General features: G+C 70.5%; 12 protein-coding genes. 9 read left to right on the top strand and 3 right to left on the bottom strand.

Annotated elements, in window-relative coordinates; all coding sequences use genetic code 11:
• Position 1: 1 nt before the first annotated feature.
• Positions 2–1,156 carry a rod shape-determining protein RodA gene (rodA, locus tag HHL11_RS29650; protein WP_169422199.1) on the bottom strand — a complete coding sequence of 385 codons (1,155 nt, stop codon included), beginning with the start codon at positions 1,154–1,156 and terminating at the stop codon, positions 2–4.
• 82 nt (positions 1,157–1,238) lie between these two features.
• On the opposite strand from rodA, the gene HHL11_RS29645 reads away from it, so the two are divergent.
• Positions 1,239–1,910, top strand: coding sequence for a response regulator (locus tag HHL11_RS29645; protein ID WP_169422198.1), 672 nt, complete (start codon positions 1,239–1,241; stop codon positions 1,908–1,910).
• Here HHL11_RS29645 and HHL11_RS29640 read toward each other — a convergent pair.
• Positions 1,907–7,831: an alkaline phosphatase D family protein gene (locus HHL11_RS29640; RefSeq protein ID WP_169422197.1), complete on the bottom strand. Its 5,925-nt coding sequence runs from the start codon at positions 7,829–7,831 to the stop codon at positions 1,907–1,909. The two genes, HHL11_RS29645 and HHL11_RS29640, sit on opposite strands and share 4 nt — an antisense overlap.
• Positions 7,828–9,597 (bottom strand): ATP-binding protein, encoded by a 1,770-nt coding sequence (locus tag HHL11_RS29635; protein ID WP_169422196.1) that lies wholly within the window; start codon positions 9,595–9,597, stop codon positions 7,828–7,830. Before HHL11_RS29635 ends, HHL11_RS29640 begins: the two co-directional genes overlap by 4 nt.
• Positions 9,598–9,664: 67 nt before the next feature.
• On the opposite strand from HHL11_RS29635, the gene HHL11_RS29630 reads away from it, so the two are divergent.
• From HHL11_RS29630 to ruvC, 8 genes are read left to right on the top strand one after another with little or no spacing between them, the layout of a single operon-like run.
• Positions 9,665–10,249 carry a YqiA/YcfP family alpha/beta fold hydrolase gene (locus HHL11_RS29630; RefSeq protein ID WP_169422195.1) on the top strand — a complete coding sequence of 195 codons (585 nt, stop codon included), beginning with the start codon at positions 9,665–9,667 and terminating at the stop codon, positions 10,247–10,249.
• Positions 10,250–10,284: 35 nt separating this feature from the next.
• The gene (locus tag HHL11_RS29625) at positions 10,285–12,339 is read left to right on the top strand and encodes a ribonuclease catalytic domain-containing protein (RefSeq protein ID WP_169422194.1); all 2,055 of its coding nucleotides are present in this window, start codon (positions 10,285–10,287) and stop codon (positions 12,337–12,339) included.
• Positions 12,340–12,352: 13 nt separating this feature from the next.
• A complete protein-coding gene (locus HHL11_RS29620) occupies positions 12,353–13,201 on the top strand; it encodes an energy transducer TonB (protein ID WP_169422327.1) in 849 nt (282 codons plus the stop codon).
• A gap of 31 nt (positions 13,202–13,232) precedes the next feature.
• A complete protein-coding gene (aroE, locus tag HHL11_RS29615) occupies positions 13,233–14,048 on the top strand; it encodes a shikimate dehydrogenase (RefSeq protein ID WP_169422325.1) in 816 nt (271 codons plus the stop codon).
• Positions 14,045–14,797, top strand: a complete 753-nt coding sequence (locus HHL11_RS29610; protein WP_169422193.1) for a transglycosylase domain-containing protein — start codon at positions 14,045–14,047, stop codon at positions 14,795–14,797. Before aroE ends, HHL11_RS29610 begins: the two co-directional genes overlap by 4 nt.
• Before the next feature lie 17 nt (positions 14,798–14,814).
• Positions 14,815–15,426: a lysophospholipid acyltransferase family protein gene (locus tag HHL11_RS29605; protein WP_169422326.1), complete on the top strand. Its 612-nt coding sequence runs from the start codon at positions 14,815–14,817 to the stop codon at positions 15,424–15,426.
• Positions 15,427–15,430: 4 nt separating this feature from the next.
• Positions 15,431–16,429, top strand: coding sequence for a phosphatidate cytidylyltransferase (locus HHL11_RS29600; protein WP_169422192.1), 999 nt, complete (start codon positions 15,431–15,433; stop codon positions 16,427–16,429).
• Between the two features lie 8 nt (positions 16,430–16,437).
• Positions 16,438–16,989 (top strand): crossover junction endodeoxyribonuclease RuvC, encoded by a 552-nt coding sequence (gene ruvC, locus HHL11_RS29595; RefSeq protein WP_169422191.1) that lies wholly within the window; start codon positions 16,438–16,440, stop codon positions 16,987–16,989.

Here is a 16,989-nt window from a genome sequence, read left to right as displayed (position 1 = left end):
CCTAGCTCTGCACCAGGCGCTTCGACTTGGCGATCGACATCAGGATGCCCAGGCCCATGCCGAGGGTTACCATCGCCGTGCCGCCGTAACTGATGAAGGGCAGCGGCACCCCCACCACCGGCAGGATGCCGCTCACCATGCCCATGTTCACGAATGCATAGGTGAAGAAGATCATGGTCACCGCGCCTGCCAATAATCGGGAGAACAGGGTCGAGGCTTCCAGCGCGATGGCCAGCCCCCGCAGCACCAGGAACAGGAAGGCAACGATCAGGAACAGGTTGCCGGCCAGGCCGAACTCCTCCGAATAGGCGGCGAAGACGAAGTCGGTGGTGCGCTCGGGAATGAAGTCCAGGTGGGTCTGCGTGCCCTGCATGAAGCCCTTGCCCAGCAGGCCGCCGGAGCCGATGGCGATCATGCCCTGGATGATGTGGAAGCCCTTGCCCAGCGGGTCCTTGGTCGGGTCCAGCAAGGTGCAGATGCGCTGCTGCTGGTAGTCGTGCAGCACCGGCCAGCGCACGCCGTCGGCGCACAGCTGCGACTCGAAGCCGACGATCAGGCCCACGGCGACCAGGCCCAGCACCACCGGTGGGATCACCAGCTTCCAGGGCAGGCCGGCAAAGAAGATCACGGCCATGCCGGCCGCCAGCACCAGCAGCGCGGTGCCCAGGTCCGGCTGCTTCATGATCAGGCCCACCGGGATGGCCAGCAGCACGCCGGCCACCAGGAAGTCCAAAGGCCTCAGTTGTCCTTCGCGCTTCTGGAACCACCAGGCCAGCATCAGGGGCATGCCGATCTTCATGATCTCGCTGGGCTGGATCACGACGCCCAGGTTGATCCAGCGCTTGGCGCCCTTCTTGGTGATGCCGAACACGGCCACCGCCACCAGCAGCGCCACGCCGAACAGGTAGAGCGGAACCGCGAAGCTCAGCAGGCGTTGCGGCGGAATCTGCGCCACCACGAACATGATCGAGCCCGCCAGCAGCATGTTGCGGGCGTGGTCATAGAAGCGGGCGCCGTTGGCATACCCGGAGGAATACATGGTGAGCAGCCCGGCGCAGGCCAGCAGGAAGACGGCGAAGGCAAGCGGGCCGTCGAAGCCCTGGAGCATGGGAGCCAGGCGCTGGCGGATGGTAGGTTTGTCGAACACGGCGGCCATGCCAAATTATCGCCCTCCTCCAAATGGCTGTATGCGGGGCGGCTCCCTGCACTGCTAACATTCCCCAACACCCGAGTAGCCCATGAACATCCTAGTCGTCGACGACCATCCCCTGTACCGAATCGGCGTGGTCGCCACGCTGCAGGACACCGGCCAGGACGTGCAGGTGATCGAATGCCCCGTGGTCGATGCGGCGCTGGCCCGGCTCGACGCCGGGCTCCATGCCGACCTGATGATCCTGGACCTGCAGATGCCCGGTTACAGCGGCCTCGATTCCCTGACCGAAGTCCGCAAGCGCCGGCCCGAAGTGCCGGTGCTCGTGCTGTCCGCCAACGACGATCCCGCCGTGGTCCGCGACTGCATCGACCTCGGCGCCTTCGGCTTCGTGCCCAAGTCCGCGCCCAGCGAGCAGTTCCATGCCGCCCTGTCCCTGGTGCTGTCCGGCGGCGTCTACCTGCCCCCCACCAGCCTCAGCGTTGCCGCGCCGGCCACCAAGGCGCAGCAGGACGCCTGGGCCAAGCTGGGCGCCCGCCTCACGGACCGCCAGCGCCAGGTGCTGATCGGCATCGTGCAGGGCAAGCCGAACAAGGTGATCGCGCGCGACCTGGGCCTGTCGGACACGACGGTCAAGTCGCACGTGGCGCACATCCTCGATGCGCTGGTGGTGTCGAACCGCACTGAAGCCGTGTACGCGCTGGCGCGCGCCGGGCTGAGCCTGCGCGATCTCGAGACCGCGCCGCCCCCGGTGCACTAAGTCCGCAAGGACAGGTCCGCCGCCCACGGCGTCCGCTGCGCCGTTTCCCACACCCACAGGTCGCGCCGGTAGGCGATCGCGAAGCCATCCGCTTCGCGCCGCACATCGAGCACGCCCAGGCCCGAGCCCCGCGCGATGTCGCCACCGGCAGGCACGACCATCCGCAGGCCGCCGACCTGTTCGTCCGTGAACACCGCTTCGGGAGTGGCGTTCGCATACGGCATGGGCGCGTAGAGCGGCGGCGCCAGCACCGCAGCGCCGACCGTCTGGCCGTCCCGCTGCAGCAGCGCCGCGCCGCTCACGTGGTAATCCCCGGACAGCAGCAGGAAGCGGCCGCGCGCCTCTTCGACCAGCAGGTCCAGCAAGGCCTGCCGCTGCTGCGGCGCGTACTGCCAGGTGTCGATGCAGCCCGGGTTGGCCGGGTCGGCGTTCATCCGCATGCCGGGCAGCACCACCGAGCCGCTGGCCACCACGTTGAGCGCATCGCGCGCCGCCGGCGCGCGCAGCCATTCCCGCAGGTCGGCCAGCACGCCGGGGTGCACCATCTGCGGCCGTTCGCGCAGCCGGCCGACGCGCGTGTCGATCACGAAAGTCCGCACGCAGCCGTGGCTGAACTCGTACCAGCGGCCGCGCCGCTCGCCCTGCGGCGACTGCAGGCGCTGGAAGATCGTCAGCGCCCGCAGCGCCACCTTGGCGGCGCGGCGTTCCCGCGCGCGATAACGGCTCCCCCGGCGCCAGTCCGGCCAGGGCTCTGCCACCAGCGGGCTACCCAGCGGGTAGCCGTCGATCCACTCGTGGTCGTCCGGCGTCATGTAGACCGGCATCGCGGCCAGCAGCTGGCCCAGCCCTTCGCGCCGGAACGCGGTCTCGTGCCGTTCATGGAAGCGCTCCAGCGGGCTCGTAGGGTCCACCATGCCCGCCGTGGCGTCGGCATAGATCTGGTCCCCCAGCAGCATCGAAAAAGCCGTCCTGGGGGCATCCTGGCCCGCCAGGAAGGCTTTCAGCGGCTGGTCGACCCGCGGCAGGTCGGGGCCCAGGCCGGGATGCCGGCAGCAGCCCACCCCGAACACCGCTTCGCCGCTGGTTGCCGGCAGCGTGGCCAGGGCCCGCGGCGGCAGCCGGAACAGCGCGTTGCCGTAATCGACCCCGCGGCCGTCCTGCAGCGAGGGGATGACCAGCGCCGGCGCCGAGCTGCTCTGCGCCAGCCACTGGTCCAGGCGTTCATCAAACCGATCGGAGCCCGGAGCCGGCAGCGGTTCCTGCTGCTGCCCGCCCCAGGCCGGATGCAGGCTCAGCACCTGCCAGGCCTGGGCGCCGGCGCATTCGCCCTCGAGCCGGAGGTCGGCCCAGGCCATGCGCTGCACCACGGCGTGGTCGTGCGGCCGGCCGGTGCCGGCCAGCGCCATCGTCCAGGCCGGCGCGGGCTGCAGCGTGTGGAAGGCTCCGGCAGCGTCCTGCCAGCGCAACACGATGGCGGGCAACTGCGCGCCGCCGGCATCGTCCACGCCAAAGCTCACCCGCAGCACCGGCAAGCCACCCTCCTCGCGCAGCCAGCCGACGAAGGGGCCCAGCCGCGGCGGCCGCGCCTCCCAGCCCACCGTCGCCGTCGGGGCGGCTGCGTGCACCCGCTCGTCCAGCACGCGCGCCAGGAATCCGGAGATCTCGGGGAACACCACATCCGGCGCGCGGTCCCCGATCAGCACGTCGAGGTGGCCGTGGTCCGGCACCAGGACCGGGCCGACCCGGTCACCCGGCCGCTGGCAGAACTGCTCCTGCCAGCCGGCGTGGAAACGCCCCAGCGCTTCGAAAGACTTCTTCGCGCCGGAAACGTCGAACAGCTCGTTCTCGGCGCCATGCAGCAGCTGCAGCGGGAAAGCGGCGTGCTGGCGCAGGTTGGCGTCGGTCACGTAGCGGTTGACGCCGTCCTCATCCACCAGTTGCTCGCGATCGACGAAGCGCCGCGCCTGCGCGAACAGGCGCAGGTTGGCGTCGCCGAACAGCAGGTTCATGGCGGCGAAGGTGGCCCGGCCGATGTTCTCGTGCCGGAACAGCGGCGCCTCGATGAAGCGGATGCGCCTGCACGTGGCGGCGGCGTCTTCCTGGCCGGCGATGCGCTCGTCCTCGCGCGCCGGCGCCGGCAGCGTCGACAGCACGCGGTCCAGCATCGGCAGCAACACGCCCAGCTGCGGCCCACGCACCGCGAAGGGCACGGCGCCGCGCTTCCACACCGCCTGCAGCAGCGAGGGCAGCCAGGTCTTGGCCTGCGTGCCGCGCGCGCCGACGATCCACGGATGCACCTGGCTGGACATCAGGTGCGACAGCATCGACAGCTGCGGCGCCTCTTCGCTGCGGCCGTCGATGGGAACGACCGCGTGGCTCAGCTTGCCCGAGAGCAGCGCCATCCACAGCGACGCCGAGCCGATGCACTGCGAGAAAGCGGAAATCTGCAGCGGGTCGCGAATTTCCGGATGCTCGCCCTGCAGCGTCTGCAGGATGTGCCGCACCGCGCCGGGGACGTCGTGCTGCGCGATCTGGTCGATGGCGCTGGGATCGTCCGCGAAGCCGCTGCGGGTGGACATGCGCAGCTCCAGCACCCACACCTCGAAACCGGCGCGCTGCAAGTGCTCGGCCAGGTTCTCGTGGATGGTCTTGAGCGTGTAGGTCAGGCCGTTCTGGCCGAAGGCGTGCAGCAGCAGCACGGAGCGCGCCCGCGCCACCGGCATCCCCATCCAGCTGCCCTCGGTGATGCTCGTGGGCACCACCTGGCCGGCCTCGTCGCGCGCGCGATAGCGCCACAGCGGCAGCACCAGCGGCGAACGGCTCTCGTCGCCTTCGTCGCCGCTGGAGCGCCCGCGCGAGACGTGCACCTGGTGCAGTTCGGCCGGCGCGAAGCCGCCGTTGCGCAAGCGCAGCTGCGTCTCCTGCGCCGGCGCATGGTCCGGCAGCGGCCGGCCGGAGTACGAAGGCAGCCGGAAATCCAGCAGCCGCGTCTTCAGCGCGAAGCGCAGGAACAGCATCGGATAGGACGTCAGCGCCAGCATGCCGCTGGTCGTGTCGCCGCCCTGCCCCAGTTCCATCGCGCCGCGCGCGTGGCGGCGCGCCGCCGACATGCCGCTGGAGAGCAGGTTGTCGAACCCCATGCGGAAGGTGCCGGCCAGCCAGGCCCGCGACCAGGCGGGGCGGCCGCGCGGCACCACCCGCACCTGCGCGTTCATCGTCTGTTCCCAGAAGGTGGGCCGCAGGGGCACGCTGTGCCTGAGCCATTGCCACAGCTGCGGCAGGCTGGCGCGGTACATCACCGTCTTGGTCGCGTGCAGCGTGAGATGGCGCGGCGCGCCCGCGGGCCCGGCGTGCAGCACCATCGGCACGCGGTAGCGCATCACCCGCTTCTCGCTGGCGTGCACCAGCTGCTTGCACAGCGTCCTGGCGTAGACCAGCTTCTGCGACCAGCCTGCTTCGTCAAAGGCGCGGTTCGGGACGTCGCGCACGAGCCGCAGGATGATCCACGTCAGCAAGGTCCGGCCCAAAGGCAGGAGGACGAGGCCCGCGGCCGCGGCGACCAGCGCCAGCACCGCGGGCAGCGGCCGGCCCACCGCGGCCAGCACCACGACCGCCGCCAGCGCCAGCACGAGGAAGGCCGCCTCGAGCGCGCTGCGAAGCATCAGCCCCGGCCCGCTGCTGCCCGCGTTCGACGGCAGCGGCTCGAAGCGGCCGCCTTCGGAGCGGTATTCCAGTTCCACCGGCGCATCCGGCGTGGCGCCGCCCAGCACCAGCGTGGCCTCCACGCGCAGCGGATGGCGGCCACGTCGCATGTCGCGCTGGATGTCGTCGCTGAAAAAGTCCGCCTCGAAGCGTGCCGCCACCGCCTTGTTGCCCAAGGCGTCCGCCAGCTTGCCGCTGACGCGCGGCGCGGAAGCGAGCAGCACTTCATGCAGCACGGCATCCATGGCCACGTCGCGCGAGGGCAGGACCTGCGGCGCGCGCGGCGCGCCCGGGAAGGCCGCGCGCGGCGGCTGCTCCGCCCGCGCGGGGATGGCGTCGAGCGCGCGCTCCGCCAGCGCGGAGATCGTCCACAGCGGGTTGCAGCCCAGCGCGGTCGGCACGATCGAGCCATCGAGCACGTAGAGGCCGCGGTACAGGCGCGGCTCGTTGCGCTCGCCGCGCTGGCCATCGGGCCGGCCCGGCCACTCGAAGGCGCTGCGCGGCAGCAGTTCGCGCCCGGGGTCGCGCACCCAGGCCTGGCCGCGGTCGTTGACGACGCCGCACTCGGGGTCGTCGCTCATGACGCAGCCGCCCAGCGGGTGCACCGTGCTCAGCACCGGTTCCGGCTTCGGCCCGGTCATGAGCCCGGTGGCCGTCTCCGGCATCGTGCGCCAGAGCGGGTTGTGCACGTGGCGGGCGCCGATGCGGTCGAACAGCTTCTGCTGCGCTTTGTACGTCGGAAGCTCCTGCGGATCGGGCAGGTAGGGCGCGCTGCGGTCGGAGCCATCGAGCCACACCATGCGGCCCTTCGAGCCGTCGTGGCCCATCACCAGCAGCACCTGGCTGTGCTGGGCCCGCAGTTCGCTGGCGGTGAGCGGATCCTCGCCCGCGCTGCCGGGCGGCGGCCGGAACCACCAGTCGTCCAGCGCCTTCAGCGTGCTCGCGGTGGCCAGCAGCTCGCGATAGAGCTGCGCGATCGCGCGCGGCACGGCGCCGTCTTCCACCACCAGCCGCTCTTCCAGCGGCACCTGTGCGTCCTTCCGCAGGTCGACGACGCCGGTGATCGTGGGGCCGACCACCATCTCGCGCTTGAAGGGCTGGTTGGCTCGTGCCTGCTCCCAGGCCTCCAGGCCGGCCTGGCCGCGCCCGAGGCTCGCCACTTTCTCCGGCTCGTCGACCAGCCAGCTCAGGCTGTCGCCGTTGCCCGAGACCTGCGTGCCGAGCGCCGGCGAGAAGGAGAGGCGGTCGGCGGCCCGCGCCTGCGAACGCTGCAGCAACTGCGTGGACCCCAGCGTGCCCGCGCAGACGAACAGCAGGGGCGCGGCCAGCCTGCGCGCGGTGCTGGAGCGGCGCGTGTCGGCCAGCACTTCGCGCGTGGCCGTGAACTGCTGCTGCGCGTCGGTGGCGAAGGCGTGCACCTGCCAGCCGGCGAACGCCCCGCCTTCCTGCGGCGCGGGCTCGAAGCGGTACACCTCCGCCTGCGTGACGATCTGCACCCGCCCGGTGGCGAGCGCGGCGCGCAGGTAGGTCTGCGGCAGGTTGCCCTTGGCATCGGGCACGTTGCAACCGGCCGCACAGTCGCCGCAGCGCAGGCAGCGGTCCGGATCGACCGTGGTGTCGACGCCGCGGAAGGGCGCGCCCAGGCGGCCGCCCAGGCGCTCCAGCGCCGCAGTCTTGGCCAGCTTGCCGCCCTGCGGCAGCTGCGCGTCCCAGGGCGCGACGCGCAACTGCTCGCGCGCGCGACCGAAGAACGGTTCCAGCACCGTGCCGGGTCCGTGGCGGATCGCCGCCGGCCATTGCGGCTGCGCGAACACGTCGGCATCCGGCTGCATGACGACGCCGGCGTTGATCAGGCTGCCGCCCCCCAGGCCATTGCCGGTGACGGCCACCATGCCCTCGCCCAGGTGCACTTCCACCAGGCCGGTGGCCCGGCCCATGGGCGCAGGACGCGTGGGGATGTTGGCCCGGAAGAACTTGGGCAGCAGCGAGAAATCGTTGGGGAACTCCCCCGGCAGGTATTCGCTGCCGCGTTCCAGCAGCAGCACGCGGTAGTTCTTCTGCGCCAGGCGCAGGGCCGCGACGCTGCCGCCATAGCCGGAGCCGATGACGATCGCGTCGAAGTCCGGGCCGTCCTGTCCCTTCCAGTCGCCGGACTGGATCCACTCGCGCCAGGAAGCGGAAAGGGGCTGTTGCGTGGGCGCGCTCGGCGGCGCGCTCATGCCGGTTCGTTCACGCGCGAGGACGGCAGGGCGCTGCGCTCCGGCAGCGCCTGGCGCAGGCATTGCAGCAGGCGCTCGGGCGTCACCGGCTTCTGCAGCACCGGCAGGCCCAGGTCACGCTCGGCGATGTCGGGTTCGCCGGAAACGATCAGCGCCGGGAACGGCCCATGCTGCGAACGGATGGCGTGGATCGCCTCGACGCCGTTGCCCTCCGGGAGGCGGAAGTCGGCCACCATGAAGTCGGGTGCGCGCCGCAGCTCCTGCTGCAGCACCGCGAGGCTGCTGCCCTGCGCCACCTGCGCGCCCGCTTCGCGCAGCCAGGCGCACAGCGCGTCGCGGGCGAGGCGGTCGTCTTCCAGCACGGCCACCAGCAGGCCTTCCAGCGGCGCAGTGGCGCGCAGCGGGGCGCCGACGGCCTGCGCCTGCTGCTCGCCCTGCACCAGCGGCAAGCGCACGCTGACGCGCGTGCCTTCGCCCGCATGCGAGACCAGCTGCAACTGCGCATGCATCAGGTCGGCCATGTGCTTGGAGATGGCCAGCCCCAGGCCGATGCCCTCGGCCTCCGCCACGCTGGCCGAAGGCCCGCGGTAGAAGGCGTTGCAGGCCTGGCCCAGCTCCTCGGGCTTCATGCCCACGCCCTGGTCGGTCACCTGCAGTTCCACCTCGCCGCCGTGGGCCGCCACGCGCAGCGAGATCTCGCCCTGCAGCGAGTACTTGTAGGCGTTGTCCAGGAAGTTGCGCAGCAGCCGCTCCAGCAGCACGGGGTCGGCGGCGACCGCCAGCTCCTCGTCCATCTGCAGCTTGAACTTGAGGCCCTTGGCAGCGCACTTCTCGGCATAGCCCGTGACGGCTGCGCCCACCAGGCGATCGAGCTGCACGGGCCGCAGCACGGCCTTCATGGTGCCGGCGTCGATCTGCGCGAAGTCCACCAGGTGGCGGAACATGCTGTCGATGGATTCGCCGGTGCGGGCGATCTGCAGCGCCATCTGGTCGCGCCGCGCCGGGTCGGTCGACTTGCGGAAGATGTCGGACAGGAACAGCAGCGCCTGCACCGGCTGGCGCAGGTCGTGGCTGGCGGCGCCCAGGAAGCGCGAGCGCGCCTTCTGCGCCTCCTGCTGGCGGGCCAGCGCGTCGCGCAGCTGGCTGACCAGCGAGGCGTTCTGCTCCGCGGCAGCCACCGTGTCGCGCAGCTGGATGTAGACGTCCTGCCCCAGCTTCACCATCATGCGGCCGCCCAGCGCCATGCTGATGCCGATCATGACCAGGTCCGAGGCGTCGGCCAGCCGGATCCAGCCCAGGTACACCGTGGCCAGGCTGGCCGTGACGTACACGCCATAGACGCGGGGCTGCACCGCCAGCACGGCCACGGCCACCGAGACCCAGCCGACGATGATGATGGTGATGACGCCGACGTCGGCGATGCTGATGTAGTGCGCGAACAGCGGCACCGACAGCGGCGCCAGCCAGCCGGTGAAGGCGGCGACGAAGGCGATGCGCCGCAGCGATGCGGGGGTCGGGCCGTCGCGCGCCAGCAGGCGGCGGAAGTAAGGCTGGCGGCTGGCCATGCCGGCGGCGAACACCAGGTACCACGCCAGGTAGGCGAGCCAGCCGGCGGTGGGCACGTAGATGAAGCCGAACAGGCCGCCCATGACGATCGCGGTGACCGCTCCCGTGCGCGTCTGCGCCAGGATGATGGCGACGCTTCGCCTGACCAGTTCGTCCGACACCGGCGCCTCGGTGCCGGCCACGCCTTCCGTTTGTCCCACCCGTTAGCTCCGTTTCTTGTCACCGGGAGTTTAGGGACATTCCGCATGGGGAGCTAGGATTCCTCTTATGCCCGTCACCCATCTGCTGTACCTGCACGGCTTCCGCTCCTCCCCGCGCTCCTTCAAGGCCCAGGCGATGGCGGCCGCCGTGCGCGAGCGCCACCCGGCCGTGACCTGGTGGTGCCCGCAGCTGCCGCCCTCCCCGCGCGCCGCCATGGACCTGTTGCGCGCAGGCACACGCGACTGGCCGCGCGAGGCCATGGCCGTGGTGGGCTCCTCCCTGGGTGGCTTCTATGCCACCTGCGTGGCCGAGGACACCGGCTGCCGCGCCGTGCTGCTGAACCCCGCCGTGCATCCGGCGCGCGACCTGGGGCGCTACATCGGCGAGCAGACCGCCTGGCACGACCCCGCGGAACATTTCTACTTCGCCCCCGAATACGTGGACGAACTGCGGGCCCTGGAACGCGGCCCGGCGGCTCATCCGGACCGCTACTTCGCCGTCATCGCCAAGGGCGATGAAGTGCTGGACTGGCGCGAGATGACCGGTCGCTACCCGGGCGTGCGGATCAAGCTGCTGGAAGGCGGGGACCATGCGATCTCCGACTTCGGCACCCACCTGCGGGACGTGATGGAGTTCCTGCAGCTGGCCTGAGCGCCCCCACCTGCCCCGCATGGGACAATCGGGGGATGTTCGTTTTGTTCGAGGATGCCGGGAAATTCCTGGCTGGGCGGGTGCTGTCGGAAGCCGACGCATCGTCGCAGGTGGAGCTGGAAAGCGGCAAGCGGGTGAAGGTCAAGGCGGCCAACATCCTGCTGAAGTTCGAGAAGCCCAACCCCGCCGAGCTGCTGCGCGAGGCGCAGCAGTTGGCCACAGGCATCGAGCTGGATTTGGCCTGGGAGTTCGCGCCCGAGGAGGAATTCGGCTTCGCCGACCTGGCGCGCGAGTATTTCAGCGCCAACGCCACGCTGGCCCAGCAGGCCGCGGCGCTGCTGCGCCTGTTCGAGGCGCCGCACTACTTCCGCCGCGCCGGCAAGGGCCGCTTCCGCAAGGCGCCGGCCGAGGTCCTGCAGCAGGCGCTCGCGGCCATCGAGAAGAAGAAGCAGTTGCAGGCGCAGATCGCCGCCTGGGCCGCGGAACTGGCCGCGGGCAGTTGCCCGCCCGCCATCCGCGATCAGCTGTACAAGATCCTGTTCAAACCGGACAAGAACGCGCCCGAATACAAGGCCGTGGTCGAGGCCGCGCGCAGCACGCACGAAGCGCCGCTGGCCCTGCTGCAGAAGGCCGGCGCGATCACCTCGCCCTACCAGTTCCACTGGAAGCGCTTCCTGCTGGAGCACTTCCCCAAGGGCACGGGCTTCCCGCCGGTCACCGCGCCGGCCATCAAGGACGAACTGCCGGTGGCGGACGTCCAGGCCTTCTCGATCGACGACTCCAGCACGACCGAAATCGACGACGCGCTGTCGGTGCAAGGGCTGGGCAGCGGCACCGTCACCGTGGGCGTGCACATCGCCGCCCCGGGCCTGGCGCTGCAGACCGGCGCGCCGCTGGACCAGCTGGCGCGCACACGCCTGTCCACTGTCTACATGCCCGGCTACAAGGTGACGATGCTGCCGGACGACGTGGTCCAGGCCTACACCTTGCTCGAAGGCCGCGACTGCCCCGCCGTATCGCTGTACGTGCAGTTCGACGAGGCCACGCTTGCCGTCAAGAGCCACGAGACGCGGCTGGAGCGCGTGCCGATCGCGGCCAACCTGCGCCACGACCAGCTCGATGCCCACCTGGACGAAGCCTGGCTGGAAGACCCGGCCTCGCCCGCCGGCGACGTGCCGGCGAGCGCCGCGCAGTTCCGCCCGCAGCTGTCCTTCCTGTTCCGGCTCGCGAAGCAGCTGAAGGCGCAGCGCGAGGTGGTGCGGGGCAAGCCGGAGACCTTCAACCGGCCCGATTACAACTTCCGCCTGCCCGGCGCGGACGGCGAACCGCAGGGCGACGAGACGGTGGAGATCACCATGCGCCGGCGCGGCGCGCCGCTGGACCTGATCGTGGCCGAGGCCATGATCCTCGCCAACAGCACCTGGGGCCAGTGGCTCGGGGACATCGGCGTGCCCGCCATCTACCGCAGCCAGGCCAGCCTGGCGCCTGGCGTCAAGGTGCGCATGGGGACCAAGGTAGCGCCGCACGCGGGCATCGGCGTGAAGGCTTATGCCTGGAGCACCTCGCCGCTGCGCCGCTACACCGACCTGGTGAACCAGTGGCAGATCATCGCGGGCGCGCGCCACGGCCGCACCGCGGCGCTGGCCGCGCCCTTCAAGCCGAAGGACGCGGAGCTGTTCTCCATCATCTCCGCCTTCGACGCCGCCTACAGCGCCTACAACGCCAACCAGGCCGGCATGGAGCGCTACTGGACCCTGAAGTACCTGCAGCAGCAGGGCATCACGGAGCTGGAAGCCACCGTCTTCAAGGAAACCCTGGCGCGCGCCGACGCCCTGCCGCTGGTGCTGCCGGTGCTGGGCACCGCGGACCTGCCGCGCGGCAGCCGCGTGCGCGTGAAGCTGGGCGCCATCGACCTGATCACCCTGGACGTCAACGGCACGGTGCTGGAGCGGCTGGATGCCGCGGCGGTGTCGGAAGAAGAAGACAGCGAAGAGGAAAGCGTGGCCGGTCCGATTGCCATCGCGGTGGATGTCACGGACACTCCGGAGGAAGAAGCGGGCGCGCCCGTCGCCGCTCCCAGTTCCACCTGACCGATTCGTGAACCTGAAGTCCTTCAGCACCCTGGAAATCGCCCTGGGCGCATCCGTCGCCGTGCATGCGGCCCTGCTGGCCGTCCGCATCGTCGACCCCGAGGGCTTCAACCGCGTCTTCCAGGACACGCCGCTCGAAGTGGTGCTGGTCAACGCGCGCAGCAACGAGAAGCCGGTCAAGGCCCAGGCCATCGCCCAGGCCAGCCTGGCGGGCGGCGGCGAGGCCGAGAGCGGCCGCGCCACCTCGCCCCTGCCGCCCTCGGCGCTGATGCAGTTCGGCGACGCCGCCGAGGACGAGCAGCGCAAGATCGAGTCCATGCAGGACCAGCAGATGCTGATGCTGGCCCAGTTGAAGCGCACGCTGGCGGCCATGCCGCCGGCCGACCCCAAGCTGGCCTCGCACGACGCCGAGACGGCCGCGCAGGAGGACAAGCGCCGCCACCTGATGAAGCTGCTCGCCGAGATCGAGCGGCGCATCAACGAGGAAAACGCGCGTCCCAAGAAGCGCTACATCAGCCCCGCGACGCGCGAGGAGGTGTACGCGGTCTACTACGACGGCCTGCGCCGCAGGATCGAGGAGCGTGGCACCCGCAACTTCCCGGAGCTGCAGGGGCGCAAGCTCTATGGCGAGCTGACCATGATCGTCACCGTCAACCACGACGGCCGCATCCTGGACACCGAGATCGTCGAATCCTCGGGCAACCTCACGCTGGACCGCCGCGCGGCCAGCATTGCCCGCGCGGCCGGGCCTTTCGGCCGCTTCAACGACGCCATGCGGCGCAAGGCCGACGAAATCGTGGTGGTCTCGCGCTTCAAGTTCACCCGGGATGACACTCTGGAAACAAAGCTGACCAGCCGGTGAGAAAATCGTTCCCGTGGAACGTTATTGCGTCATGGGCAACCCGGTGGAACACAGCAAGTCGCCGTGGATCCACGCCCGCTTCGCCGCCCTGACCGGGCAACCCGTGGACTATGGCCGGCGGCTGGTGCCGCTGGACGGCTTTCCCGCCGCCGTGCGCGCCTTCCTGGCCGAAGGCGGCAAGGGCTGCAACATCACGGTCCCCTTCAAATTCCAGGCCGCCTCGCTGGTGGACCACCGCAGCGCCCGCGCGGCGCTGGCCGGCGCCTGCAACGTGCTGCGCTTCGACGGCTCCATCATCCAGGGCGACAACACCGACGGCATCGGCCTGGTGAGGGACCTGGAGCGCAACGCCGGCGTCAAGCTGGCGGGTCGCGACCTGCTGCTGGTGGGCGCTGGCGGCGCTGCGGCCGGCGTGCTGGGCCCGCTGCTGGAGGCGCGCCCGCGCCGCGTGGTGGTGGCCAACCGCACCGCGGCGAAGGCCCACGCCCTGGTGGCCAGCCATGCCACCCTGGCGGCGGCCAATGACGTCGTGCTGGCGGCCAGCCCGCTGGATGGCAGCGCCGGCAGCTTCGACATCGTCGTCAACGCCACGGCGAGCAGCCTCGCCGGCGATGCGGTCCCGGTGCCCGCCAGCGTGCTGAAGCCGGGCGCGCTGGCCCTGGACATGATGTACGGCCCGGCCGCGGCCGGTTTCCTGCAGTGGGCCGCCGACCATGGCGCCACGGGCCGCGACGGCCTGGGCATGCTGGTGGAACAGGCGGCCGAAGCCTTCCTGGTCTGGCGCGGCGTGCGTCCGCCTTCGGGCCAGGTGCTGGCAGAACTGCGCGCGGAGCTGGAGCTCAAGTGAAAGCGATCTTCCGCTGGGTGGGCCTGGTGCTGCTCGCAGGCCTCGTGCTGCAGCTGTTCTTCGTCGGCCGCATCGCCATGATGGCGGCGGTCGCGCCCGAGTCCACCACCTTCCAGCGCTCGGAAGCCTGGCGCATCTACAACGAGAAGCACCGGCTGCCCTGGAGCCAGCACTGGGTGGCTTACGACGCGATCTCCGACAACCTGAAGCGCGCGGTCATCGCCTCGGAGGACGGCACCTTCGTCAACCACGACGGCGTCGACTGGGACGCGATCGAGAAGGCCTGGGACCGCAACGCCAAGGCCGAAGAAGTCGCCGCCAAGCGCGCGCAAGCCAATGCCAAGCGGCCCGCCGTCGTGCGCGCCAGCACCAAGCCGCCGAAGATCGTCGGCGGCTCCACCATCACGCAGCAGCTGGCCAAGAACCTGCTGCTGTCCGGCGAGCGCACGATGCTGCGCAAGGGCCAGGAATTCGTTCTGACGATGCTGCTGGAGCACCTGCTGGACAAGCAGCGCATCCTGGAGATCTACCTGAACAACGTCGAATGGGGCGAAGGCGTGTTCGGCGCCGAGGCCGCGGCGCAGCACTACTTCCGCAAGCCGGCCAGCCGGCTCACGCCCTACGAAGCCGCGCGGCTGGCGGTGATGCTGCCGCAGCCCAAGCGCTTCGAGAAGAATCCCGGCTCGGCCTACCTGTCCGGGCGCGCCAACGTCATCGTCGCCCGCATGCGCGAGGCCGAACTGCCTTGAAAAAGGAACTGTCGCCGCTGGCCGCGAAGGCTTTCGGCCTGTTCCTGCTGGGCCTCATCCGCGTCCTCACCGGCTCGCAGGCGCGCTGGTACGGCTGCCCGCCCAAGGCCGAACAGCGCATCTACTTCGCCAACCACCAGAGCCACGCCGACCTGGTGATGATCTGGGCCGCGCTGCCGGCGGAATTGCGCAGCATCACGCGGCCGATCGCGGCCAAGGACTATTGGACCAAGTCGCCGCTGCGGCAGTGGATCACGACCGCGGTGTTCAACGCGGTCTACGTCGATCGCGAGCGCAAGGGCGACGAAGACCCATTGGTGCCGCTGATCGACGCGCTGGCCAGCGGCGACTCCGTCGTGATCTTCCCCGAAGGCACGCGCGGCGCGGGCGAAGAACCGCAGGCCTTCAAGTCCGGCCTCTACAGCCTGGCGCAGAAATTTCCCGACGTGGTGCTGGTGCCGGCCTGGATCGACAACATCCAGCGCGTGATGCCCAAGGGCGAAGTGGTGCCGGTGCCCATCCTCTGTTCGGTGACCTTCGGCGCGCCGATCCGGCTGGAGCCCGGCGAGGAGCGGCGCGCCTTCCTGGACCGCGCGCGGGCCGCCGTCATCGCGCTGCGGGAGATCTGAAGGCATGAACCGGTTCCTGCGCAGCCTCGATTCGCGCGAACAGGTCGCCGCGCTGTTCTTCGTGGTGTTCGGGCTGCTGGTCATCGCCAGCGTCAGCGCCACGCTGGCCACCTTCCGGCGGCGCGAGCCGCTGGACGAGGCCTGGCACCTGGAACTGCGGCACCTGCGCCAGCTGCTCGCGACCTCCTGGGTGATGGTGGCGGTGTTCTGGTTCGGCTGGGCCACCGGCGAGACCATGGCCACGATCCTGTTCGGGCTGATCGCCTTCTTCGCGCTGCGCGAATTCATCACCCTGTCGCCCACCCGGCGCGGCGACCACCACAGCCTGGTGCTGGCCTTCTTCGTGGTGCTGCCGCTGCAGTTCTGGCTGGTGGCCACGCGCCGCTTCGACCTGTTCACGGTGTTCATCCCGGTTTACGTGTTCCTGGCGCTGCCGGTGGCGAGCGCCCTCTCGGGCGACACGCAGCGCTACCTGGAGCGCAACGCCAAGCTGCAGTGGGGCATCATGGTCTGCGTGTACGGCATGAGCCACGTGCCGGCGCTGCTGCTGCTGCGCTTTCCGGGCCGCAACTACGACGGCAAGCAGGCCTTCCTGGTGTTCTTCCTCGTGTTCGTGGTGCAGGCCTGCATGCTGGTGCAGCACCTGGTCGCGCGCCGCTTCACCCGTCCGCCGAGCCTGCCGGCCGTGAGCGCCAGTTTCAACTGGCAGGGCGCCGCCGTCGGCGTGCTGGCCGGCAGCGTGCTGGGCGCGGCGCTGTCCTTCATCACGCCCTTCCGGCCCGAGCAGGCGCTGGCGGCCGCCTTCGTGGCCTGTGTCGCGGGGCTGCTGGGACACCTGGTGATGAAGGCGCTGAAGCGCGATCGCGGCGTCACCTCGTGGGGTCCGCGCACCTTGTCCATCACCGGGGCCAACGGCTTGCTGGATCGCGTCGACGCGCTGTGCTTCGCGGCGCCGATCTTCTTCCACACGGTGCGCTGGTACTTCGGCGTGCAGACCGGATAATCCGCGCCATGCGCATCCTCGGGATCGACCCCGGCCTCCAGACCACCGGCTTCGGCGTGATCGACGTGGTGAGCGGCCAGCAGCTGGAATACGTGGCCAGCGGCACGATCACCACCACCCACCTCGATCGCGGCGACCTGCCGGCGCGGCTGAAGGTGCTGTTCGACGGCATCGGCGAGCTGCGTGTGCGTTACCAGCCCGACGCGGCGGCCATCGAGATCGTGTTCGTCAACGTCAACCCGCAATCGACGCTGCTGCTCGGGCAGGCGCGCGGCGCCTGCGTCACCGCGCTGGTGACGGCCAACCTGGCAATCGCCGAATACACGCCCATGCAGATGAAGCAGGCGGTGGCGGGCACCGGCAAGGCCGCGAAGAAGCAGGTGCAGCTGATGGTGCAGCGCCTGCTGTCACTGCCGGGGCTGCCCGGCGAGGACGCGGCCGACGCGCTGGGCCTCGCGATCACGCACGCGCATGCGTCGGTGGCGACGGAGCGGATCCGCGCGGCCGGCCAGGTGGCGCGGCGCTCGACCGGCGCGTACAAGACCGGCCGGGTGATCTGA

It is taken from the genome of Ramlibacter agri (genome assembly GCF_012927085.1).
GTDB lineage: Bacteria > Pseudomonadota > Gammaproteobacteria > Burkholderiales > Burkholderiaceae_C > Ramlibacter > Ramlibacter agri.
The sequence above is the reverse complement of the archived record's forward strand: the minus strand, read 5'-3'. Positions and strand labels throughout refer to the sequence as shown.